Annotated in this window: 23 protein-coding genes; 12 read left to right on the forward strand and 11 right to left on the reverse strand. The window is 67.6% G+C overall.

Annotation, left to right across the window (positions count from 1 at the left end; genetic code table 11):
* Positions 1–43: 43 nt before the first annotated feature.
* Positions 44–1681, forward strand: a complete 1638-nt coding sequence (locus ACUXVX_RS19340; protein WP_446309568.1) for an AMP-binding protein — start codon at positions 44–46, stop codon at positions 1679–1681.
* Positions 1682–1906: 225 nt separating this feature from the next.
* On the opposite strand, the gene ACUXVX_RS19345 is transcribed toward ACUXVX_RS19340, so the two are convergent.
* The 3 genes from ACUXVX_RS19345 to ACUXVX_RS19355 are packed head-to-tail and all read right to left on the reverse strand — an operon-like array spanning position 1907 to position 3913.
* A complete protein-coding gene (locus tag ACUXVX_RS19345; RefSeq protein ID WP_446309569.1) occupies positions 1907–2278 on the reverse strand; it encodes a hypothetical protein in 372 nt (123 codons plus the stop codon).
* Positions 2279–2292: 14 nt separating this feature from the next.
* Positions 2293–3000 carry an NYN domain-containing protein gene (locus tag ACUXVX_RS19350; RefSeq protein ID WP_446309570.1) on the reverse strand — a complete coding sequence of 236 codons (708 nt, stop codon included), beginning with the start codon at positions 2998–3000 and terminating at the stop codon, positions 2293–2295.
* 10 nt (positions 3001–3010) lie between these two features.
* A complete protein-coding gene (locus tag ACUXVX_RS19355; RefSeq protein ID WP_446309571.1) occupies positions 3011–3913 on the reverse strand; it encodes a LysR family transcriptional regulator in 903 nt (300 codons plus the stop codon).
* 109 nt (positions 3914–4022) lie between these two features.
* Here ACUXVX_RS19355 and ACUXVX_RS19360 point away from each other — a divergent pair, with 109 nt between their 5' ends.
* Positions 4023–4634 carry a class I SAM-dependent methyltransferase gene (locus ACUXVX_RS19360; RefSeq protein ID WP_446309572.1) on the forward strand — a complete coding sequence of 204 codons (612 nt, stop codon included), beginning with the start codon at positions 4023–4025 and terminating at the stop codon, positions 4632–4634.
* Here the strand turns inward: ACUXVX_RS19360 and ACUXVX_RS19365 are convergent.
* From ACUXVX_RS19365 to ACUXVX_RS19375, 3 genes are all read right to left on the reverse strand, one after another.
* Positions 4631–4960, reverse strand: a complete 330-nt coding sequence (locus tag ACUXVX_RS19365; RefSeq protein ID WP_446309573.1) for a hypothetical protein — start codon at positions 4958–4960, stop codon at positions 4631–4633. The genes ACUXVX_RS19360 and ACUXVX_RS19365 overlap by 4 nt on opposite strands.
* 95 nt (positions 4961–5055) lie before the next feature.
* Positions 5056–5430 carry a hypothetical protein gene (locus tag ACUXVX_RS19370; RefSeq protein WP_446309574.1) on the reverse strand — a complete coding sequence of 125 codons (375 nt, stop codon included), beginning with the start codon at positions 5428–5430 and terminating at the stop codon, positions 5056–5058.
* Entirely contained in the window at positions 5427–6554 is a 1128-nt protein-coding gene (locus tag ACUXVX_RS19375; protein WP_446309575.1) for an S-(hydroxymethyl)glutathione dehydrogenase/class III alcohol dehydrogenase, read from the reverse strand. The genes ACUXVX_RS19370 and ACUXVX_RS19375 overlap by 4 nt, the downstream gene beginning before the upstream one ends.
* Positions 6555–6638: 84 nt before the next feature.
* Here ACUXVX_RS19375 and ACUXVX_RS19380 point away from each other — a divergent pair, with 84 nt between their 5' ends.
* From ACUXVX_RS19380 to ACUXVX_RS19395, 4 genes are all read left to right on the forward strand, one after another.
* Entirely contained in the window at positions 6639–6959 is a 321-nt protein-coding gene (locus tag ACUXVX_RS19380) for an I78 family peptidase inhibitor (RefSeq protein ID WP_446309576.1), read from the forward strand.
* A gap of 82 nt (positions 6960–7041) precedes the next feature.
* Positions 7042–8715: a Y-family DNA polymerase gene (locus tag ACUXVX_RS19385; RefSeq protein ID WP_446309577.1), complete on the forward strand. Its 1674-nt coding sequence runs from the start codon at positions 7042–7044 to the stop codon at positions 8713–8715.
* Between the two features lie 244 nt (positions 8716–8959).
* A complete protein-coding gene (locus ACUXVX_RS19390) occupies positions 8960–9304 on the forward strand; it encodes a DUF2794 domain-containing protein (protein ID WP_222472044.1) in 345 nt (114 codons plus the stop codon).
* A gap of 21 nt (positions 9305–9325) precedes the next feature.
* A complete protein-coding gene (locus tag ACUXVX_RS19395) occupies positions 9326–10141 on the forward strand; it encodes a M90 family metallopeptidase (RefSeq protein WP_446309578.1) in 816 nt (271 codons plus the stop codon).
* Between the two features lie 45 nt (positions 10142–10186).
* Here the strand turns inward: ACUXVX_RS19395 and ACUXVX_RS19400 are convergent, their stop codons facing one another.
* From ACUXVX_RS19400 to ACUXVX_RS19410, 3 genes are all read right to left on the reverse strand, one after another.
* Positions 10187–11011, reverse strand: a complete 825-nt coding sequence (locus tag ACUXVX_RS19400; protein ID WP_446309579.1) for a C40 family peptidase — start codon at positions 11009–11011, stop codon at positions 10187–10189.
* On the reverse strand, positions 11008–12390 hold the full coding sequence (locus ACUXVX_RS19405) for a leucyl aminopeptidase family protein (protein ID WP_446309580.1): 1383 nt from the start codon (positions 12388–12390) through the stop codon (positions 11008–11010). Before ACUXVX_RS19405 ends, ACUXVX_RS19400 begins: the two co-directional genes overlap by 4 nt.
* Before the next feature lie 108 nt (positions 12391–12498).
* Positions 12499–12879, reverse strand: a complete 381-nt coding sequence (locus ACUXVX_RS19410) for a hypothetical protein (protein WP_446309581.1) — start codon at positions 12877–12879, stop codon at positions 12499–12501.
* 204 nt (positions 12880–13083) lie between these two features.
* On the opposite strand from ACUXVX_RS19410, the gene ACUXVX_RS19415 reads away from it, so the two are divergent.
* Complete coding sequence (locus ACUXVX_RS19415; protein WP_446309582.1) at positions 13084–13737, forward strand: carbonic anhydrase; 654 nt, start codon at positions 13084–13086, stop codon at positions 13735–13737.
* A 101-nt stretch (positions 13738–13838) separates the two neighbouring features.
* Positions 13839–14282: a hypothetical protein gene (locus tag ACUXVX_RS19420; RefSeq protein WP_446309583.1), complete on the forward strand. Its 444-nt coding sequence runs from the start codon at positions 13839–13841 to the stop codon at positions 14280–14282.
* 107 nt (positions 14283–14389) lie between these two features.
* Here the strand turns inward: ACUXVX_RS19420 and ACUXVX_RS19425 are convergent, their stop codons facing one another.
* Both ACUXVX_RS19425 and ACUXVX_RS19430 read right to left on the reverse strand, forming a co-directional pair.
* Entirely contained in the window at positions 14390–15124 is a 735-nt protein-coding gene (locus ACUXVX_RS19425) for an SDR family oxidoreductase (protein ID WP_446309584.1), read from the reverse strand.
* A 44-nt stretch (positions 15125–15168) separates the two neighbouring features.
* A complete protein-coding gene (locus ACUXVX_RS19430; protein ID WP_222472037.1) occupies positions 15169–16950 on the reverse strand; it encodes an IlvD/Edd family dehydratase in 1782 nt (593 codons plus the stop codon).
* Positions 16951–17061: 111 nt separating this feature from the next.
* Between ACUXVX_RS19430 and ACUXVX_RS19435 the strand changes: the two genes are divergently transcribed.
* From ACUXVX_RS19435 to ACUXVX_RS19450, 4 genes are read left to right on the forward strand one after another with little or no spacing between them, the layout of a single operon-like run.
* Positions 17062–17547, forward strand: a complete 486-nt coding sequence (locus tag ACUXVX_RS19435) for a hypothetical protein (protein ID WP_446309585.1) — start codon at positions 17062–17064, stop codon at positions 17545–17547.
* Complete coding sequence (locus tag ACUXVX_RS19440) at positions 17544–18248, forward strand: AzlC family ABC transporter permease (RefSeq protein WP_446309586.1); 705 nt, start codon at positions 17544–17546, stop codon at positions 18246–18248. The genes ACUXVX_RS19435 and ACUXVX_RS19440 overlap by 4 nt, the downstream gene beginning before the upstream one ends.
* The gene (locus ACUXVX_RS19445; protein ID WP_446309587.1) at positions 18245–18571 is read left to right on the forward strand and encodes an AzlD domain-containing protein; all 327 of its coding nucleotides are present in this window, start codon (positions 18245–18247) and stop codon (positions 18569–18571) included. The genes ACUXVX_RS19440 and ACUXVX_RS19445 overlap by 4 nt, the downstream gene beginning before the upstream one ends.
* Position 18572: 1 nt before the next feature.
* Positions 18573–19262: an RraA family protein gene (locus tag ACUXVX_RS19450; protein ID WP_446309588.1), complete on the forward strand. Its 690-nt coding sequence runs from the start codon at positions 18573–18575 to the stop codon at positions 19260–19262.
* Positions 19263–19337: the final 75 nt, after the last annotated feature.

The raw sequence follows: 19337 nt of genomic DNA on the forward strand, positions 1-19337 counted from the left end.
GCTGCGATTATTCTGGGCCGACGCGACAGGGAGGGAGCGCACGATGGGCTGGATGAGAGATGAGAGCGGCTTGCAGAAACGCCGCGCCAACCACGCGCCGCTGACCCCGCTCAGCCATCTTGCCCGCGCTGTGAAGCTCTTCCCCGAGCGCGAGGCGGTGGTTTACGGCTCGACCCGCCACAGCTACGCCCAGTATCACGCCCGCGTCTCCCGCCTCGCCTCGGCGCTCGAGGGGCGCGGAATCCAGCCCGGCGAGGTGGTCTCGACCCTGCTGCTCAACACCCTGCCCCATGTCGAGGCGCATTTCGGCGTGCCCGCCTGCGGGGCGGTGCTCAACGCCATCAACGTCCGGCTCGATGTGGGCACCGTCGCCTATATCTTCGAACATGCCGAAACCCGGCTGCTGCTCTGCGACACCGCCTTCGTGCCCCTCGCCGAAGAGGCGCTGGGCGTGATGGAGGGCGAGCGCCCGGTGATCATCGAGGTGCCAGACCCCGAGGCCGGGCTGGAGCCCACAGGCCGCCACACCACCTATGAGGAGCTGCTCACCGAGGGCCGCGAGGATTTTCCCTGGGTGATGCCCGAGGACGAGTGGGAGAGCCTCACGCTCAACTACACCTCCGGCACCACCGGGCGGCCCAAGGGCGTGGTCTACCACCATCGCGGCGCCTACCTGAGCACGCTCGGCCAGGTGATCTCGTGGCGCATGGTGATGGAGCCGCGCTACCTCGTGATCGTCCCGCTCTTTCACTGCAACAACTGGTGCCACACCTGGATGATCCCTGCGCTCGGCGGCACGATTGTCTGCTGCCGTGATGTCACCGCCAAGAACATCTACAACGCCATTGCCGACGAGGGCGTCACCCATTTCGGCGGCGCCCCCATCGTGCTCGGCCTGCTGGTGAACGCGCCCGAGGCCGAGCGCCGCAGCTTCGACCACACTGTCGAGGTCTTCACCGCCGGCGCCCCGCCCCCCGCCGCCATCCTCGCCGCCGTCGAGCCGCTGGGTTTCAATGTGACCCAGGTCTACGGGTTGACGGAAACCTACGGCCCTATCACCGAATGCCTCTGGGACGGCGCCAAATGGGATGGGCTGGAGCAAAAGGACCGCGCCGCCATCAAGGCCCGCACCGGCGTCGCCATGCCCACCGCCGAAGAGGTCACGGTGATGGACGAGTTTATCAGCCAGACCCCGATGGATGCCGAGACCCCCGGCGAGATCGTGATGCGCGGCAACATGGTGATGAAGGGCTATTACAAGAACCCCGAAGCCAGCGAAGAGGCCTTCCGCGGCGGCTACTTCCACAGCGAAGACATCGCCATCCAGCACCCCGACGGCTACATCCAGATCACCGACCGCGCCAAAGACATCATCATCTCCGGTGGCGAGAACGTGAGTTCGGTCGAGGTCGAAGGCGTGCTGATGCACCACCCTGCGGTGAACCTCTGCGCCGTGGTGGCGAAGCCCGACGAGAAATGGGGCGAGGTCCCCTGCGCCTATGTCGAGCTCAAGCCGGGGGCCGAGGCGACCGAGGAGGAGCTGATCGCCCACTGCCGGGAGTCGCTGGCAGGCTTCAAGACACCCAAGCACGTGGTGTTCCACGAGCTGCCGAAGACGCCGACGGGGAAGATTCAGAAGTTCGAGTTGCGGAAGCACGCGAAGGATTGGTCGGAGGGGTGAGCCGTACCATGCAGCCTCGCGCCAGGTGCGGAATCAAGGCGAAGCCGCCGCACCATCGCCGGGCCGCCCCCCCGGCACGGCGATTGGCCGACGTTTGCGCGTCAATCGAGCAAAGAGCTACCACGGCTGACATAAAGCGCTAGCAAAAGACCGTTGCATCGCCGTACCGCGGCCCGTCGACGGTGCGGCTCCCTGTGTGGTGCGAATACATGGCGGATCTGCCTGTCAGACTTTCAGCTGCGGTCCTAAAGGCTCACTGCTGTAAAGGCGGAAGGAGTTGTATCTTGCAGAGATTTGTCCGGCATCACCGTTAAGAAAAACCTCGCCTCCGTCGGTGGTTCCGAGTTGCGAGACACAGTACCCAACGAAATCACCCTCCATCCTCAGATCGCGGATGCCATCGAAGATGAGACTGGCCGAGGTCTGCGTCTCGCGCCACCAATTCGTTTCGGGGTCAATGTCGCAGAGGTTTCTAAGGTCGATGATGAGCCTGTGCTCCTCAACATGCACCGATAGAATCTCCGCATCGTGAAGAGACTGGTAGCGGTCGAGGAACTCTGCAATCCGCTCCGGTGGAACCTCGAACAGATCGGCCATGCCCCCGTGCTTTCTCAATCCACCCGCCGCACCTGCAACTGGTTCCCCGACCCACGCCGCGTTTCCAGCACCGGGATCTTGCCCACAAGGTCCGAGAACTTGCGGAACCCATAGGTTCGCACGTCAAAATCCGGGTTTGCCGTGGTCACCTGCTGGCCAAGCGGCCCCAGCGCATACCAATCGTCTTCCGTCTCCAGCGCGTCCATCGCGCGGAAGATCAAGTCTCGCGCCTCGTTCAGCTTGTCGCCGCCCTTGGCCGATTGCTTCTGCTGCGGCGCGCCTTCGAGGTTTTCCAGAAAGATGAACCGCTTGCAGGCCTTCCGGAAGGCCTCGGGCGTTTTCTGCGCCCCGATGCCGAACACGTCGTAGCCCTGTTCGCGAATACGCGATGCCAGCCGGGTAAAGTCACTGTCGGACGACACCAGAATGAACCCGTCAAACCGGCCCGTATGCAGCAGGTCCATCGCGTCGATCACCAGCGCGATATCGCTCGCATTCTTGCCCACGGTGTTCGCCGGCTGGTGATGTGGCACAAGACCGAACTCGGCCTGCACCTTGGCCCAGCCGTTCATCTGGTTGGAAGAAAAGTCGCCATAGACCCTGCGCACCGAGGCCTCGCCCATGCCCGCGATCTCGTCAAAGATCGCCTTTGCCCATTTGGGAGAGGTGTTGTCGGCGTCGATCAGGACGGCGAGGAGAGGTGTGTTGTTCTTGTTATCCATGGGCCCATACCTAGGGCTTCGCCGCCCGCTTTGAAAGCGCCTCCGCGAGATAGTCCCACACCACCCGGATGCGGCGCGACGAGTGCAACTCGGAATGCGCCACCAGCCAGACCGGGATGGTCATGAAGGTGTAATCGGGCAGCACCGGCTCGATCCCCTCGCCCAGTTGCACCTCTTCCCGCGCCATGATGCCGATCCCCATGCCCTGCCGCACCAGCTCCCAATAGGCGAGCCCATTGTCGGCCACGACGCGTACCCGCTCGCGCGGCACCTCAATACTCTTGCCCGCAAGATACTCCAGCATTGTCTCCGCGCTCGCGTGCCCCACCCAATCGTGCCTTCCCAGCGCCGCAACGTTCTCCGGCCGCCCGGCCCGCTCGAGGTAGGCGGTGGCCGCATAGAACTTCGCCGCCTGCTCCGCGACAAGCCGGGCCACCAGTTCCGGCTCGGTGGGGCGCACGTGGCGTAGGGCAATATCCGCCTCGCGTCGGGTCAGGTCCGACAGGCTGTTGGAGGAGATCAGCTCGATCTCCAGCTCCGGCGCCGTGCGCGCCAGCCGGGCGATGATCGGCGGCAGCGTGCGCGCCGCCATCATGTCGGAGGCAGAGATCACCACGCGCCCCTGCAGCCCCTGCGCCTGCCCGGCGGCCACCATCGCCACGTGGCCCGCGCTTTCCTCCATGCTGCGCAGATGCGGCAGCAGTTCCCGCCCCGCCTGTGTGAGCTGCAAGCTGCGCCCCGCCCGCTCGAAGAGCGTCACACCAAGTGCCTCTTCCAGCCCGCTCACCTGCCGCCCCAGCGTCGGCTGGGTCTGCCCCAGCTTGCGCGCGGCGGCCGAGAGCGAGCCCTCTTCGGCGGCGGCCAGAAAGGCGCGCGCCTGGTTCCAGTCGAAAGAGGCAGCAGGGGGCTTCATGCACATATGCATAGATCAAATGCGAAATCAGGCAATTCTTATGTGATCCGCGTTTGGCTACATCTGCCCCAACAGATCAAACCCGCAGATCAAATCCACGGAGCCCCCCATGACCGACGCAAAATTCTGGAACAAGGTCGCCCCCCGCTACGCCGCCCGCCCGATCTCGGATGAGGCCGCCTATGCCACCACGCTGGAGCGCACCGCCAGCTACCTCGCCGCAGATGCGGCTGTGCTGGAGGCGGGCGCAGGCACCGGCACCACCGCCCGCCGCCTTGCACCGCACGCAGGCCGGATCGTGGCCACCGACATTTCCGATGCCCTGCTGGAGATCGCCCGCAGCCGGATCGAGGCCGATGGCCTGACCAACATCACGCTGGAGCAAACCGGGGTCGAAAGCCTGCCTGAAGGCCCGTTCGACGCCGCCATCGCCTTCAACCTCCTGCATCTGGTGCCCGATCCCGCCGCCGCCGTCGCCACTCTCGCCGCCCGCGTCAAACCGGGCGGCTACGTGATCACCAAGACCACCGCCCTCAGCCGCATGTGGTATCTGCGCCCGCTCATCGGCGCGATGCGGCTGTTCCGGCAGGCACCCAAAGTGCGGTTCTTCAAGGTTGCTGAGATCGACGCGCTGCACGAGGCCGCCGGTCTGACGATTGTTGAGACCGGCAACTACCCGGCCAATCCGCCAGCCCGTTTCGTGGTGGCGCGAAAGGGTTAGTCCTCGCCCGCCAGTTCATCGAGCAGCCGGGTCAGCAGCAGCGCCCCGCCCGCGATCACCAGCGAGCGCCCGAGCGACACCGAGATGTTGCCGGGCGCGATCTTGTGAACCCCGTCGCGCGAGCGGCGGGCCATCCGGCGGAACAGGCTCTTCGAGGGCTTGGCGCCCAGCGGCACCGGGTCGGGGATTTCCAGCGCGCGCGGCTTGGCCCGCCACAGTAGCGCCCCCGCCGCCACCAGCCCGCAGGCCACGGCCACCGGCACAAGGCGGCTCTGGGCCTCTTCGCTTGGCAAAAGTTCGGTCGGGAAGCTGGATTTGGTGTTCATCGGCGGGCCCTCCTATGCAGGATGAACCGCGCAAACGCCACGCCGGTTCCCTCAGGCTATGGCCTTGGCCGCAGAACGGGGCAGCGCTGCGCCGCTCACTCCTCCGGGCAGGGCTCCCGCCCGGTGAGCCACAACAGGTAGGTCTGAGCCTTCTCCGGCGGAATCGGCATCAGCCGCATCCCGGTGCCCAGAATCGGCTCCATGATCCGGGGCCGCATCACCACCTCACCGCAGATCGAAAGCCGCAGCTCCTCGCCCACGTGAGCCGCCGTCAGCTTGCCCACCGCCTCGCTGAACCGCTCCGAGATGGTAATGTCGAAGCCCGGCTGCGCGTCGAGCACCGGGGCAACGCTCACGATGTCCTCCGCCTCGGCCTCGGCAGCCACCGGGCCTACGCGGAGTTCGAGCAGCGGAGCGGCCAGCGCGGGGCTGGCCGCCAGTGCCGCCACAAGGGCAGCAGCGCGGATCAATACTCCACCACGGCGCGGATGGATTTACCGGCGTGCATCAGCTCGAAGCCTTCGTTGATGTCCTCCAGCTTCAGCTTGTGGGTGATCATCGGGTCGATCTCGATCTTCCCGTCCATGTACCAGTCCACGAACTTGGGCACATCCGTCCGGCCCTTGGCGCCGCCGAAGGCCGTGCCTTTCCAGACCCGGCCCGTCACCAGCTGGAACGGGCGGGTGCTGATCTCGGCGCCCGCGGGCGCCACGCCGATGATCACGCTCACGCCCCAGCCGCGGTGCGAGCATTCCAGCGCGTCGCGCATCACCTTCACGTTGCCGGTGGCGTCGAACGAGTAGTCCACGCCGCCGATCTGGTCGAGCTCGGTCTTCGTCAGGTCCACGATGGCCTGCACCGTGTTCTCTACCTTCGAAGGGTTAACGAAGTGTGTCATGCCGAATTTCTTCGCCATCTCCGCCTTGTCGTCGTTCAGATCGACCCCGATGATCTTGTCGCAGCCCGCCATCCGCAGACCCTGGATCACGTTCAGCCCGATGCCGCCGAGGCCAAAAACGGCCGCCGTTGACCCAATCTCAACACCTGCCGTGTTAATCACCGCGCCGATGCCGGTGGTCACGCCGCAGCCGATGTAGCAGATCTTGTCGAAGGGCGCGTCCTCGCGCACCTTCGCCAGCGCGATCTCGGGCATCACCGTGTGGTTCGCAAAGGTGGAACAGCCCATGTAGTGATAGATCGGCGTGCCATCGAGCATCGAGAACCGGGTCGTGCCGTCGGGCATCAGGCCCTGGCCCTGCGTGTTCCGGATCGCGGTGCAGAGGTTGGTCTTGCCGCTCAGGCAAGAGGCGCACTCCCGGCATTCGGGGGTGTAGAGTGGGATCACATGGTCGCCCGGCTTCAGCGTGGTCACGCCCTCGCCCACCTCCATCACAACGCCCGCGCCCTCATGGCCCAGGATGGACGGAAACAGCCCCTCCGGGTCATCGCCCGAGCGGGTGAACTCATCGGTGTGACAAATCCCCGTCGCCTTGATCTCCACCAGAACCTCGCCCGCCTTCGGGCCCTCAAGGTTCACCTCCATGATCTCAAGCGGTTTGCCAGCCTCAAGGGCCACCGCGGCGCGCGTTTTCATTTGTCGAAACTCCCGTTAATCTGTCGCGCGGAACCGTGGGGGAATCTCTGCGTTTATTCAACCGGATATGGGAAGAAACCCGCGATGAAATCTTTCAAGGCCCTGATTCTCCTGACGGCGCTCGCCGCCTGTCAGCCCCCGGTTGAAGACCTCCCCCCGAGCGAAGATCCGCTGCAGGACAATGCTGACAGCGGCCTTGTGGAGCGCGAGCCTGACATTTGCGGCGCCTCCACCTATCGCACCGCCGCCATCGGCCAACCCTCCAGCGTGATCCCCACGCTCGGCGTCACCCGCCAGATCCGGGTCATCCCCCATGGCGGCATCGTGACCCAAGAGTACAATCCCTACCGGATGAACTTTTACCTCGACCCCGCCGGCCTGATCACCCGCGTCACCTGCGGCTGATCCACCCGGATCAGGCGGACTCGACTCCCGCATAGCGCAAGGCTAAAGTGGAACAAATCACGAACATGCCTGCTGCCGCCCCATGCCCAACCGCCGAATCCTCTCGCTGTGGTTCCCCCGGCTTGCCGCCGAGCGGCTGATCCGTGCCGAGCCCGCGCTGGCCGAGGTGCCGCTGGCCGTGGTGCGCGAAAGCGGCAACGTGGTGAGCCTCGCCTCGCTGTCGCGTGCCGCCTCCGCCGCCGGGCTGCGCCCCGGCCAACCGCTGCGCGATGCGCAGGCGGTCTGCCCAGATCTCGTCACCCGACTGGAGCGGCCCGCCATCGAGGCGGGGTTTCTCACCGTTCTGCGCCGCTGGGCCGGCAAATTCTCTCCCTGGATCAGCGAGGCCCCGCCCGAGGGGCTGGTGGTGGATATCACCGGCTGCGCCCATCTCTTCGGCGGCGAGGCCGGGCTGATGGGCGAGGCCGAGGCCGATTGCGCCCAGCTCGGGCTGACGGTCTGCGCCGGGGTGGCCGATACCGTGGGCGCGGCCTGGGCGCTGGCGCGGTTCGCGGGCCAGGGGCCGGGGGCGCTGCGCTCGGGCGATGCGATCGACCAGGAGGCCTATGCCACCCGCGCCCGCGCGGTGAAGCGGCGACACTGGGAGCGCGGCGGCCCGCCCCCGCTGGCCGCCGATGCGCCCTCCCCCGAGGCCCGCATCGCCGCGCCCGGCATGGCCCGCGAGGCGCTGGCACCGCTGCCGCTGGCCGCGCTGCGCCTGCCGCCCAAGACCACCCAGCAGCTTGCCCGCCTCGGGCTGCGCCGGGTCGAGGAGCTGGCCGCCCAGCCCCGCGCCGCTCTGGCCCGCCGCTTTGGCGCCGATCTCGTGCTGCGGCTTGATCAGGCCTTCGGCACCGCGCCCGAGCCGGTCTCCCCCGCCCGCCCCGAGCCGCGCTATGCCGTGCGGCTGACCCTGCCAGAGCCGATCGGGCTGGAGCCAGACCTTGCCGCCGGGATCGACCGGCTGCTGCCCGCGCTTGAGGCCCGGCTGCGCGCGCGCGGCATGGGCGCGCGGCGGCTCCGGCTGCACCTGCTGCGCTGCGATCACAGCGCCCAGGTGCTCGAACTGGGCCTCGCCCGCCCTTCCGCTGACCCCGAGCGCCTGCGCCCCCTGCTGCGGATGAAGCTGGCCGAGGTCGACGCCGGTGACGGGATCGACGTGATCCGGCTGGTGGCCACCGTCACCGAGCCGGTCCACGCGGTGCAGCACCGCGGCCACGCCGGGGCCAGCGCCGATGCCGCCGCCCGGCTGCAGAACGACACCGCGCTCGATGACCTCATCGGGCGGCTGGGCGCGCGGGTCGGGCTGGAGCAGATCCATCGGCTCCACCCCGGCGACAGCCACGTGCCCGAGAAGGCCACCCAGCTCCGCGCCGCCGCATGGTCCGCCCCCGCCACCGACTGGCCCCCCCGCCCCACCGAGCCGCGCCCGCTGACCCTGTTTGCGCCCGAGTTCGTCACCCCCTCCGGCCCGCCCGGCGACCGGCCCGCCGCCCTGCCGCTGGCCTTCCGCTGGCGCCGCCGCCAGTTTGCCACCGCCTCGGCCACCGGGCCCGAGCGGATCGCCCCCGAATGGTGGCTCGACGAGCCGGCATGGCGGAGCGGTCAGCGCGATTACTGGCAGGTCGAAACCGCCTGCGGCGCGCGGCTCTGGTTGTTCTACGCCCACGGCGGGGCGGTCTCGGGCGGCTGGTTCTGCCACGGGCGGTTCGCCTGACCCCGAACAGAAAAAGGCCCGCCGGACAAAGCCGACGGGCACTGTAGTCTGGCACCCCGGTGGGGCGACTGGGTGGGGGCTATGATGCCACCCCACCGGGGTCGAGCCTGGGGCTCGTTGCGTGCCGAGGTGTATCGCAACCGATCACGGCGCGGTCAGGATCGGCGGGCGACCCTGCGGGGGCCATTTTGCGACATTTTCGAGACGCTTGATTTTGCCCCCGCTTGCCCCCACTCTCATAGGCATGAACGTGCAGTCGCCCACGCCCTTTCCCGGCAATCGCGCGAACGAGCCGGTCGCCTTCCAGCGCCCCGAACTTTCGCTCATTCTTGGTCTCTACGGGCGCTTCGTCGCCGCTGGCGAGTGGCGTGACTACGGCATATCGAGCCTGCGTGACGTTGCCGTCTTCTCGATCTTCCGCCGCACCGCCGAGCACCCGCTCTACCGGATCGAGAAGCGCCCCAAGATGCGGGCCAAGCAGGGCATGTATGCCGTGATCGGGATGGACGGGCAGGTGCTCAAGCGCGGCCACGATCTGCGCACCGTGCTCCGCGTGCTCGAACGCAAGCTGATCCGCGCCGTCGAGTAACCGCCACCAGAACCAAAGCCCGTGCCCACCCTCATCGTCCTCGGCATCATGGCGCTCGCCGCCCTCGCATGGGGTGTCGCCAAGCTGTTGCGCCGCCGCTCCCGTGCCGCCCTTCTGACTATGCCGCTGACCGAGGCCCAGCGCGCGGTGATTGCCGCCAAGGTGCCCATCACCCGCCGTCTGCCGCCCGATCTGGCCCGTGCACTGGAGGGCCGGGTGAACCTCTTTCTTGATCAGGTCGAGTTTCTGGGGCGCGGCGGGCTGGAGGTGACCGACGAGATGCGCCTCTCCATCGCCGCGCAGGCCTGCCTGCTGGTGGTCAACACCGACACATGGTTCGTGAACCTGCGCACCATCCTGATTTACCCCGGCGCCTTCCGCTCGCGCCGCGCCAGCCACAACGGCTTCGTCGTGACCGAGCAGGACACCGTCCGCACCGGCGAGAGCTGGGCGCGCGGCCCGGTGATCCTGAGCTGGGCCCATTCCGAGGCGGGCGCCGCCGATGAGCACGATGGCCACAACGTGGTGCTCCACGAATTCGCCCATCAGGTCGATGATCTCTCCGGCGCAGCCGATGGCGCCCCCGTCATGGCCCGTGGCCAGAGCTTTGCCGAATGGGCGCGGGTCTTCACCGGCGCCTACGAGCGGCTTTGCGCGCGGGTGGAGCGCGGCGAACGCGGCGTGATCGACCCCTATGGCTGCGAGGGCCACGAGGAGTTCTTCGCGGTGGCCGTCGAGGTCTTCTTCGAGCAACCCGCCGCCCTGATGGAGGAGGAGCCGGAGGTCTACGCCCAGCTTTCAACCCTGTTCAAACTCAACCCGGTGGCGTGGCGGTAACATCCACCTAGCCGCATGGGGCAGGACTTGTCCCGACTCCCCGCTCTAGCCCACCCGCCGCCGCGACCGCAGCGCATAGCCCGCACCTTCAATCCGTGCCAGCGCCTCGGGCAGCGGCTCGATCACCGTGCTCATGAAATGCCCCGTCGCATGAATGAGCCGCTCCGCATCCAGCGCCATCGCCACATGCCCCGGCCAGAAGAACAGGTCGCCCGGCTCAACCGGCGCATCCAGCGCCACACCCTCGCCCACGGCCTCCTCCTGCATGTCGCTGTCGCCCGGGCAGTCATGCCCTTCGGCCCAGAGCGCCGCCTGCACCAGCCCCGAGCAGTCGATCCCCGCGCCCGAGTTGCCACCCCAAAGGTAAGGCGTGCCCAAAAAGAGCTGCGCCACCTCCAGCCGGTCCATCCGCGTGCCAACCTCCGTCAGGTGCTGCACCGGCACAAACCCGCCCGGCGTTTCGCAGAGGTCACCCTCCTGCCCGGTCACAACGACCTGCGCGCCGAAGGAAAGCGCCGCCTTCTCCCGCACCTTGATGCTCGGCTCCGGGTAAAGGTGGCTCTGCCGGGCACTCACGCGGTGGGTCGGGGCGACCACCTCGCCCAGCGCCGCCTCGGCCACATAGCCCACGTAGCCATCGGCGGCCGCCTGCACAAAGGCCCAGCCCGCCACCCGCTCATACACCACCACCCGCGCGCCCATCAGCAGCTGCCGCTCGCGGTCACCCGCCGGATCGCGGCAGATGTCGGTCAGCGGGGCGCAAACGCAGGCCGCCTCGCCCTCCACATAGGCCTCCGCCTCCACCAGCCCCTTCAACGCGGCGGCCGCCACGCGGGCATTGGCGGGGGTGAGGCGGCGGTCCAGCTTCATCCCAGCACCTTCGGCAAAGCCGCCAGCAGCGCCCGCGCGCCCATGCCCACGCCCCCTTTCGGCCGCCCCGGCGACGGGTTGGGCTGCCAGCCGTAGATATCAAAATGGGTATAGTCCGCGCCCTCCGGCACGAAGCGCCGCAAGAACAGCGCCGCCGTGATCGCCCCCGCCATGCCGCCCTTGGGCGCATTGTCGAGGTCCGCGATGCCCGGCTCGATGCGCGGCTCGTAGGGCGCATGGAACGGCATCCGCCAGACCGGGTCCGCCACCTCTGCCGCGGCCTCCGCCAAGGCCCCTGCCAGCGCCTCGTTACCGGTGAAGAACGGCGAAAGGTCATCGCCCACCGCCACCCGCGCCGCGCCGGTCAGCGTGGCGAAACTTACGATCATGTCGGGGTTCTCCTCCCCCGCCAGAGTCAGCGCGTCGGCCAGCACCAGCCGCCCCTCGGCGTCGGTGTTGTTGATCTCCACCGTCAGCCCCTTGCGCGAGGTCAGAATATCCTGCGGCCGGAAGCTGTTGGACGACACCGAGTTCTCCACCGCCGGCACCAGCACCCGCAGCCGCAGCTTCAGCCCCAGCGCCATGATCATCCGCGCGAGGCCCAGCACCGTGGCCGAGCCGCCCATGTCCTTCTTCATCAAGCCCATCGAGGCGCCCGGCTTCAGGTTCAGCCCGCCGGTGTCAAAGCACACGCCCTTGCCCACGAGGGTCAGCGCAGGCCCGTCCTCGCCCCAGCGCATGTCCAGCAGCCGCGGCGCCTCTGCGCTGGCCCGGCCCACCGCGTGGATCATCGGAAAGTTCTGCGACAGCAAGTCGTCACCCCGGATGGCACTGGCCTTGGCGCCCTGCTCTTTCGCCAGCGCAAAGAAGGCATCCTCCAGCGCCTCCGGCCCCATGTCGGAGGTCGGGGTGTTGATGAGATCGCGGGTCAGGAACTCGCCCGCCACAATCGCCTCCAGCTTCGCGGCGTTGACCCCCTCGGGGCACACCAGTTGAGCCTTCGTGCTCGCGCTGCCCGCGTAGCGGGTGAACTGGTAGCTGCCAAAGAGCCAGCCCAAAGCGGCCTCCTCGGCCTCCCTCGCCTCCCAGGCGCCCGCCAGCGTGTAGGTGCCTTCGGGCAGAGCGCCCGGCAGCCCACCAGTGGCAAACCGGCGCCGGTCGCGGCTGGCCTCGCTCCCCAGCCCGAGCAGCACGGCGCCCAACGCCCCGCCCTCGCCGGGCACAAGGCAGGTCTCGCCCGCACCGGCCTTGAAACCCGTGGATTCAGCCCAGCGGGCGGCCTCGGCGGAAAGGCTCTCAAGCCCCTCGGGGCCGACGGCCCAAACCGGGCAGGCAGCACCATTGGCGGGGGCGAATTTGGGCAGGGGGGTGGAATACATGGGGGCTCCATCTGGCAATTTGGCGCCAGAGTAGATCATGCCCGCCCCAGCCGAAAGCCCGGCTGAGAGCGCCCCCAATTCGATGGCCAAGGGCCACCCGGCCAGCTGTCAGACCGAGAGATCCTGCGTATCCCACACTTCGGTGAGCGAGCGGTCGGCAATGCGCCCGAGCCGCGCCAGCGTGGCCGAAATCGCCGGAAAGTCCAGCGCCCGCGCCGAGCGGGCCACGTCTCCCGCCACCCGGGCCAGCCCGATCATTCCGATCTGCTCGGCTATGGCGATCAGCCCGCGCGCAAGCCGCGCCACAGCGTCCCAATCCTGCGCCCGAAAGTGCGCATCCACATCGGCCAGCCGCACCGCCAGCTCTTCCATCGCGCGGCAGACCACATCCTCCGCGCCCTGATCGCCCAACTGGTAGTAGAGCGACCCCAACCGATCCGGATCGAGCCGGACTTCATCTTCAACCTGCAATACGGAAACCTGCGCCATCTGTCGCACCTCGCTATACACCCCCGATATACCCAAGGCGCAAAATGCCCCGAAGGGCTGAACATTCCGTTAGCCTGCGCCGGGCCAAAGCCCCCGATTTAAACCAAAGGCGAGCCGATCGGTCGCAAGGTTCTGCACCGCAGCACTCTTCCCACTGCCCCGCGTTCTGGTTAAGACCTGTGAAACGACAGGAAGGGCATACCCATGGAAAGGCTCGTCAAACCTCTGCCGGACTACCTCGTCAGCCGCTATCAGGGCTGGAAGGCAACAAGTTACGAACAGAACAAGAGCTGGTTCCGCCGGCTCGCCGACGAGGGCCAGCGCCCTCCGATGATGGTCATCGCCTGCTGTGACAGCCGGGTGAACGTGAACGAGATGTTCGGCGCCCAGACCGGCGACATCTTCCTGCACCGCAACATCGCCAACCTCGTGCCGCCTTTCGAGCCCGATGGCGACCCGCACGGCACCTCTGCGGCAATCGAATATGCCGTGACCGTGCTGAAGGTCTCGCACCTGATCGTCGTCGGCCACTCCAACTGCGGCGGCGTTGCCGGTTGCCTCGACATGTGCTCGGGCAAGATGCCGGAGCTCGAAGAGAAGAGCAGCTTCATCGGCCGCTGGCTCGACATCCTGCGGCCCGGCTACGAGCGGGTGAAGGATATGGAAGATCCCGAGGCCCAAAAACGCGCGCTTGAGCGCGAGGCGGTGGTCGAATCGCTCTCCAACCTCATCGGCTTCCCCTTCGTGCAATCGGCCATCGAGGCCGAAGAACTCAGCCTGCATGGCCTGTGGTTCGACATCCGCGAGGGCGTGCTGGAGGGCTACAGCCCCACCGCAAAGAGCTTCGAGCCGGTCTGACGACCCTTCCGAGCCTCGTTTCGGGCGCGCAACACAATCGCGCCCGAATTTCCGGCGGCCATAAACCGGGCATTAACTGAACTGAGGGCAAGGTGCCGGGCATGAAACAGCCCGCCATGAACCTCACCCTCCGGATGCCCCTTAAGCTCCTCAACAAGGCCAATCGCGCAGCACGCGCGGCGGACCAGACGCTTGCCGAGTTCCTCCGGCAGGCCATTCTCTCGCAACTGGGCGAGGCGCCAAAGGTGCCGCCCGCGGTGGTCGACAAACGCCGGGCACTGGCCCAGGCGATCGAGGATTCAGTCACATGGCCCGGCCTGCAGGCCCGGCTGCGCAAGCTCGGCTACGTGCTCCGCGCCCCCGGCGAAAACGGCCGAACCGGCCAGCCCCCGCTGATCCTCTGCACCTGGCCGGAGGAAAAGCCCCTCGTCCCCCTCACCCGCCTAGGCGTGAGCCGGGAGGATCTGACGATCAAGTTCGCCAGCCACTTCCCCGGCAAACCGCTGGAACCGCGCGACGCCCCGGCGGAGAAGAAAGCCGCCTGACGGCGGAGACACCGGCTCCCGGTGGCCTAGCTGCGCCTGACAAAGAAAAGACCGCACCCCTCAAGGTGCGGCCCTTCATGTCTCGCTAAGGCGTAATGCCTGCGCGGTCAGCCGCGACCGATGTAAGGCATGTTGGTCGCCATCACCGTCATGAACTGCACGTTGGCCTCCAGCGGCAGATCGGCCATGTAGAGCACCGAGCTCCCCACGTGGCTCACGTCCATCACCGGCTCTACCGCAATCGTGCCATCGGCCTGCGGCACGCCCTTCTGCATCTTCGCGGCCATCGGCGTCAGCGCGTTGCCGATGTCGATCTGCCCGCAAGCGATGTTGAAGGGCCGCCCGTCGAGCGAAATGCTCCGCGTCAGCCCCGTGACCGCGTGCTTGCTCGCCGTGTAGGGCGTCGACCCCCAGCGCGGCACATAGGCGCTGACCGAACCGTTGTTGATGATCCGCCCGCCCTGCGGCTCCTGCCGCCGCATCACGCCAAAGGCGGCGCGGGCGACGATGAAGCTGCCGGTGACGTTGATGTCGATCAGGTTGCGCCAGTCGGCCACGTCGATCTCGTCAATCGGGGCGCCGCCCAGAGAAACACCGGCGTTGTTGAACACCGCATCCACCCGGCCCCAAGCCTTCGCTGCCTCCGCAAATGCGCCTTCCACGGCGGCCTCGTCGGTCACGTCACAGGGCAGCACCAGCGCCTCGCGCCCATTCGCCGTTTCCTCCAGCGCCTCCCGCCGCCGCCCGATCAGGCCAACCTTCCAGCCCGCCTCGAAGAAGGCTTCCGCCGTCGACCGGCCCACACCCGAGCCGCCGCCGGTGATGATGATGCTCTTCGCCATGATATCCTCCCGTAGGGCGGGCAAACTGCCCACCGTCACATTCCCTAATGGTTGTCGCGCGGCAATTGCTCCCGCACCCGCTGATAGGCCGTTGCCAGCTCAAGGCAGCCGCCCTGCGCCAACTGGCCCACATGGGTCCGGTAAATCTCCTGCCATGGTGTCTGATGCTCCAGCTTCGGCGGGCTCCACGCCTCGCGCCGGGCCGCCCATTCGGCGTCATCCACCAGCGCATCCATGCGCGACGCGTTCAGATCGAGCCGCACCCGGTCGCCGGTTTCGAGCAAGGCCAAACCGCCACCCACCACCGCCTCAGGCGAGGCGTTCAGGATCGACGGACTCTCGGACGTGCCGCTTTGCCGCCCGTCCCCCACCGTCGGCAGGTGGTTGATCCCCTGCTTGATGAGCGCATCCGGCGGCTGCATGTTCACCACCTCCGCCGAGCCGGGGTAGCCCACGCAGCCCACGCCGCGGATGAACAGGATCGAATGTTCGTCGATCCCGAGGCTCTCGTCGTTGATCCGGTCGTGGTAATCCTCCGGCCCCTCGAACACCACGGCCCGGGCCTCATGCACGCCCTCGGCCCCCGGCTCGCTGAGGAACCGCTTCTTGAAGTCCGCCGAGATCACCGAGGTCTTCATCAGAGCCGAGTCAAAGAGGTTGCCGCTCAGCACCTTGAAGCCCGCATGCTCCCGCATCGGCGCCGCGCAGGTCTTGATCACATCGGTATCGACGCTTTCGACCCCCGCAAGGTTCACCCCCATGGTGTTGCCCGTCGCGGTCATCGCGCCCTCGTGGATCCGCCCGGCCTTCATCAGCTCGCCCATCACCGCAGGCACGCCGCCCGCGCGGAAGAAGCTCTCGCCAAGATATTCCCCGGCGGGCTGCATGTTGACCAGCAGCGGCGCGTCAAAGCCGACCGTCTCCCAATCCTTCACGTCCAGTTCCACACCGGCATGGCGGGCCACGGCCTGCAGGTGCGGCGGCGCATTGGTGGAGCCGCCAATGGCGGTGCAGACCACGATGGCATTTTCAAAGGCCTCGCGGGTCAGAATGTCGGAGGGCTTCAGATCGTCCAGCACCATCTGCACGATCCGCTTGCCGGTCTCGTAGGCCATGTTCATCCGCTCGCGGAACGGCGCGGGGATGGCGCTGTTGCCGGTCAGGCTCATGCCCAGCGCCTCGGCCATCGCGTTCATCGTGCTGGCCGTGCCCATGGTGTTGCAGTGGCCCAGCGAGGGCGCGGAGGCACAGACCCGGCCCATGAACTCGTCGTAGTCAATCTTGCCTTCGGCCAGCAGGCGGCGCGATTCCCAGATGATCGTACCCGAGCCCGCGCGCTCGCCCTTCCACCAGCCATCCAGCATCGGCCCGCCGTTGAGGGCAATGGCCGGAATGTCCATCGTCGCCGCGCCCATCAGCATCGCGGGCGTTGTCTTGTCGCAGCCGGTGGTCAGCACCACCCCGTCGATCGGGTAGCCGTGCAGCACCTCGACGAGGCCGAGGTAGGTCAGGTTCCGGTCCAGCGCGGCGGTGGGCCGCTTGCCTGTTTCCTGAATCGGGTGGACGGGAAACTCCATCGGAATGCCGCCGCCATCGCGGATGCCCGCCTTGATCCGGTCCATCAGGAACACATGGATCTTGTTGCAGGGCGCCAGATCGGAGCCGCTCTGGGCAATCCCGATCACCGGGCGCCCTCCCTGAATCTCTTCCCGCGTGAACGCCTGATTCTGATAGCGCTCCACGTAAAGCGCAGTCATCCCCGGGTTGTTGGGGTTGTCGAACCATTCCTGGCTGCGGAATCGCTTGTTGGCTCGCGTATCGCTCATGGCTGGCCTCCCTTTGCCGCGCGGGGACCTCCCCGGCCCCGCGACCTGCTTGCGGCAACTTCTGCGTTTGGTATACCAAATGCAAGGGCCAATCGGCCCGGGGAGGAACTCATGACCATTCGCACCGCCGTGATCGCGGCCGCATCCCTGTGCCTTTGCGCGGTGCCGCAGGCCCGCGCCGCCAGTGCCGATATCTCACCGGATGAGCTGATTTCATGCGCCCAAGGCCCCGCCGCATCCGGTGCGCTCTGCATCTCGCAGGCGCTGGAGCCGTGTGATGCCGTGGTCCCCGAAACCCCCGCCGTCGCCGCCCTGTGCTACACGCAGGCACGCGAGGTTTTCGAGGCCGATTTCCCCGCAGCACTCGAGGCCGTGACCGCCAAGGAAGGCGAGGCCACCGGCGCCGAGGCCCGGATCGTGGTGAAATACGAGGTGCTGACCCGCGCGCTCCTCTGCGAACGCGACATGGAGCTGCTCGCGCTCGAAGGCGCCCCGGAAGATGAGATCACCCGGCGGCAGGCCCGCTGCATGGCGCTGGTCACCGGCGACATCTGGCTGCGCCTGCGCCTCACCACCGCGCCCCGCCCCAAGCCATGAGCCCAACCCGAGCCTTCTGGCGCGGCTACCTCGACTGCGCCCCCTTTATCCTCATCGTGGTGCCTTACTCGATGATGTTCGGCGTGGTCGCCCGCGATGCAGGGCTCGACGTGCCGCAAACCTTTGCCATGTCCGCCATCGTCATCGCCGGGGCCTCGCAATTCACCGCGCTCGCTCTCCTGCAAGACCAGGCCCCGGTCTTCATCGCCCTGCTCGCTGCACTCGCCGTGAACCTCCGCATGGCCATGTATTCCGCCGCCCTCGTCCCCCACATCGGCCACGCCCCCCTCGGTCTGCGCGCGCTCGCCGCCTACCTGATGGTCGACCAAGCCTTCGCCGTAGCGGTGCGCACCTATGAAGAGCGGCCCGATATGCCGAAGCCCGCCAAATTGGCCTACTACTTCGGCTGCATGGCCCTGATCTGCCCCTTCTGGTACGGCTCCACGCTGGCCGGGGCCCTCCTGCGCGAGGCGATACCGGCAAGCTGGTCGCTCGACTTCGCCGTGCCCGTCTGCTTCATCGCCCTCGGCGCGCCGCTCCTGCGCTCCGCGCCTCACCTCGTCGCCGCCTTCGCCGCCTGCGCAGGCTCCATCGCCTTCGCCGGCCTGCCCTGGTCCCTCGGCATCTTCGCCGCCGCGCTCCTTGGCATCATCGCAGGCGCGCAAACCGAACTGGCGCTGAAACGGAGGCAAACCGCATGATCTCGGATGCTGCCTTCTGGACCCTCACCGCCGCCCTCGGCGTGGGCACTTTCCTGATCCGCTTCTCCTTCCTCGGCCTCCTCGGCGGGCGGCAACTCCCCGACTGGGCGCTGCTCCACCTCAAATACGTCGGCGCCGCCGTCTTCCCGGCCCTCATCACGCCCCTTCTGCTCTGGCCCGACGCCACCGGCGGCCAGACCGACCCCATCCGCCTTCTCGCCGCCGCCGCCGCCTTCGCCGCAGGCATCCGCTTCGGCGTGGTGCCCGCCATCGTGGCGGGGATGGGCAGCCTCTACCTTCTGCATTTCATCACCGGAGCCTGACATGATCGAAGAACCCCCCATCCTGCGCATCCGCCGCACCTTCCCGCGCCCGACCGCCACACAACTCGCGGCCTTCAAGGGCATGCCCACCGGCTTCATCTGCGACGCGATGAACGGCAAGGGCTCCATGGCCACGCCGATCGCGCCGCTCGACCTCGGCCAGCCCGCCATCTGCGGCCCGGCGCTGGTCGCCCAGAACGGGCCGGAGGAAATTCTGGCCACCATCGCCGCCCTCAACCTGATCGAAGCGGGCGATGTGGTCATCTCCTCGGTCGACGGCTGGCAGGGTGGCTCCTGCGCCGGCGACCAGATTTCGGGGATGATGAAGAACGCGGGCGCCGCAGGCTTCGTCACCGATGGCCCGATGCGCGACCGTGAGGGCGTGCTCGCCACCGGGCTGCCCTGCTGGTGCACCGGCCTCAACCCCAACTCGCCCTATGGCAAAGGCCCGGGCGCGGTGGGCTACGGCGCCGTGGTTGGCGGCGTGCAGGTGGAAAGCGGCGACATCATCGTGGCCGACGAGAACGGCGTGGTGGTGGTGCCTTTCGCCCGGATCGACGAGGTCGCCGGCAAGCTGGCCGAGGTGAAAGCCGCCGAGGATGCGTTGGAGGCCGAGGTGAAAGCCGGCAAGAAGACAATCCTCGACCTCGATGAGATGGCCGCCGAGGGCAAAGTCGTCTTCGACGACTGACTGTCGGTGGCGCCTGCGGCGGGCTGCACCTCGTAGCCTCGCTGCGCTGGGTGTTCCGGTGGCCTCGCTGCGCTC

The sequence above is a fragment of the Vannielia sp. SX4 genome (assembly GCF_052828525.1).

Excerpts from the sequence above, each read along its gene's own strand:
- ACUXVX_RS19340 (WP_446309568.1), top strand. The coding sequence starts at position 44 with ATGGGCTGGATGAGAGATGAGAGCGGCTTGCAGAAACGCCGCGCCAAC.
- ACUXVX_RS19345 (WP_446309569.1), bottom strand. The coding sequence starts at position 2,278 with ATGGCCGATCTGTTCGAGGTTCCACCGGAGCGGATTGCAGAGTTCCTC.
- ACUXVX_RS19350 (WP_446309570.1), bottom strand. The coding sequence starts at position 3,000 with ATGGATAACAAGAACAACACACCTCTCCTCGCCGTCCTGATCGACGCC.
- ACUXVX_RS19355 (WP_446309571.1), bottom strand. The coding sequence starts at position 3,913 with ATGAAGCCCCCTGCTGCCTCTTTCGACTGGAACCAGGCGCGCGCCTTT.
- ACUXVX_RS19360 (WP_446309572.1), top strand. The coding sequence starts at position 4,023 with ATGACCGACGCAAAATTCTGGAACAAGGTCGCCCCCCGCTACGCCGCC.
- ACUXVX_RS19365 (WP_446309573.1), bottom strand. The coding sequence starts at position 4,960 with ATGAACACCAAATCCAGCTTCCCGACCGAACTTTTGCCAAGCGAAGAG.
- ACUXVX_RS19375 (WP_446309575.1), bottom strand. The coding sequence starts at position 6,554 with ATGAAAACGCGCGCCGCGGTGGCCCTTGAGGCTGGCAAACCGCTTGAG.
- ACUXVX_RS19380 (WP_446309576.1), top strand. The coding sequence starts at position 6,639 with ATGAAATCTTTCAAGGCCCTGATTCTCCTGACGGCGCTCGCCGCCTGT.
- ACUXVX_RS19385 (WP_446309577.1), top strand. The coding sequence starts at position 7,042 with ATGCCCAACCGCCGAATCCTCTCGCTGTGGTTCCCCCGGCTTGCCGCC.
- ACUXVX_RS19390 (WP_222472044.1), top strand. The coding sequence starts at position 8,960 with ATGAACGTGCAGTCGCCCACGCCCTTTCCCGGCAATCGCGCGAACGAG.
- ACUXVX_RS19400 (WP_446309579.1), bottom strand. The coding sequence starts at position 11,011 with ATGAAGCTGGACCGCCGCCTCACCCCCGCCAATGCCCGCGTGGCGGCC.
- ACUXVX_RS19405 (WP_446309580.1), bottom strand. The coding sequence starts at position 12,390 with ATGTATTCCACCCCCCTGCCCAAATTCGCCCCCGCCAATGGTGCTGCC.
- ACUXVX_RS19410 (WP_446309581.1), bottom strand. The coding sequence starts at position 12,879 with ATGGCGCAGGTTTCCGTATTGCAGGTTGAAGATGAAGTCCGGCTCGAT.
- ACUXVX_RS19415 (WP_446309582.1), top strand. The coding sequence starts at position 13,084 with ATGGAAAGGCTCGTCAAACCTCTGCCGGACTACCTCGTCAGCCGCTAT.
- ACUXVX_RS19420 (WP_446309583.1), top strand. The coding sequence starts at position 13,839 with ATGAAACAGCCCGCCATGAACCTCACCCTCCGGATGCCCCTTAAGCTC.
- ACUXVX_RS19425 (WP_446309584.1), bottom strand. The coding sequence starts at position 15,124 with ATGGCGAAGAGCATCATCATCACCGGCGGCGGCTCGGGTGTGGGCCGG.
- ACUXVX_RS19430 (WP_222472037.1), bottom strand. The coding sequence starts at position 16,950 with ATGAGCGATACGCGAGCCAACAAGCGATTCCGCAGCCAGGAATGGTTC.
- ACUXVX_RS19435 (WP_446309585.1), top strand. The coding sequence starts at position 17,062 with ATGACCATTCGCACCGCCGTGATCGCGGCCGCATCCCTGTGCCTTTGC.
- ACUXVX_RS19440 (WP_446309586.1), top strand. The coding sequence starts at position 17,544 with ATGAGCCCAACCCGAGCCTTCTGGCGCGGCTACCTCGACTGCGCCCCC.
- ACUXVX_RS19445 (WP_446309587.1), top strand. The coding sequence starts at position 18,245 with ATGATCTCGGATGCTGCCTTCTGGACCCTCACCGCCGCCCTCGGCGTG.
- ACUXVX_RS19450 (WP_446309588.1), top strand. The coding sequence starts at position 18,573 with ATGATCGAAGAACCCCCCATCCTGCGCATCCGCCGCACCTTCCCGCGC.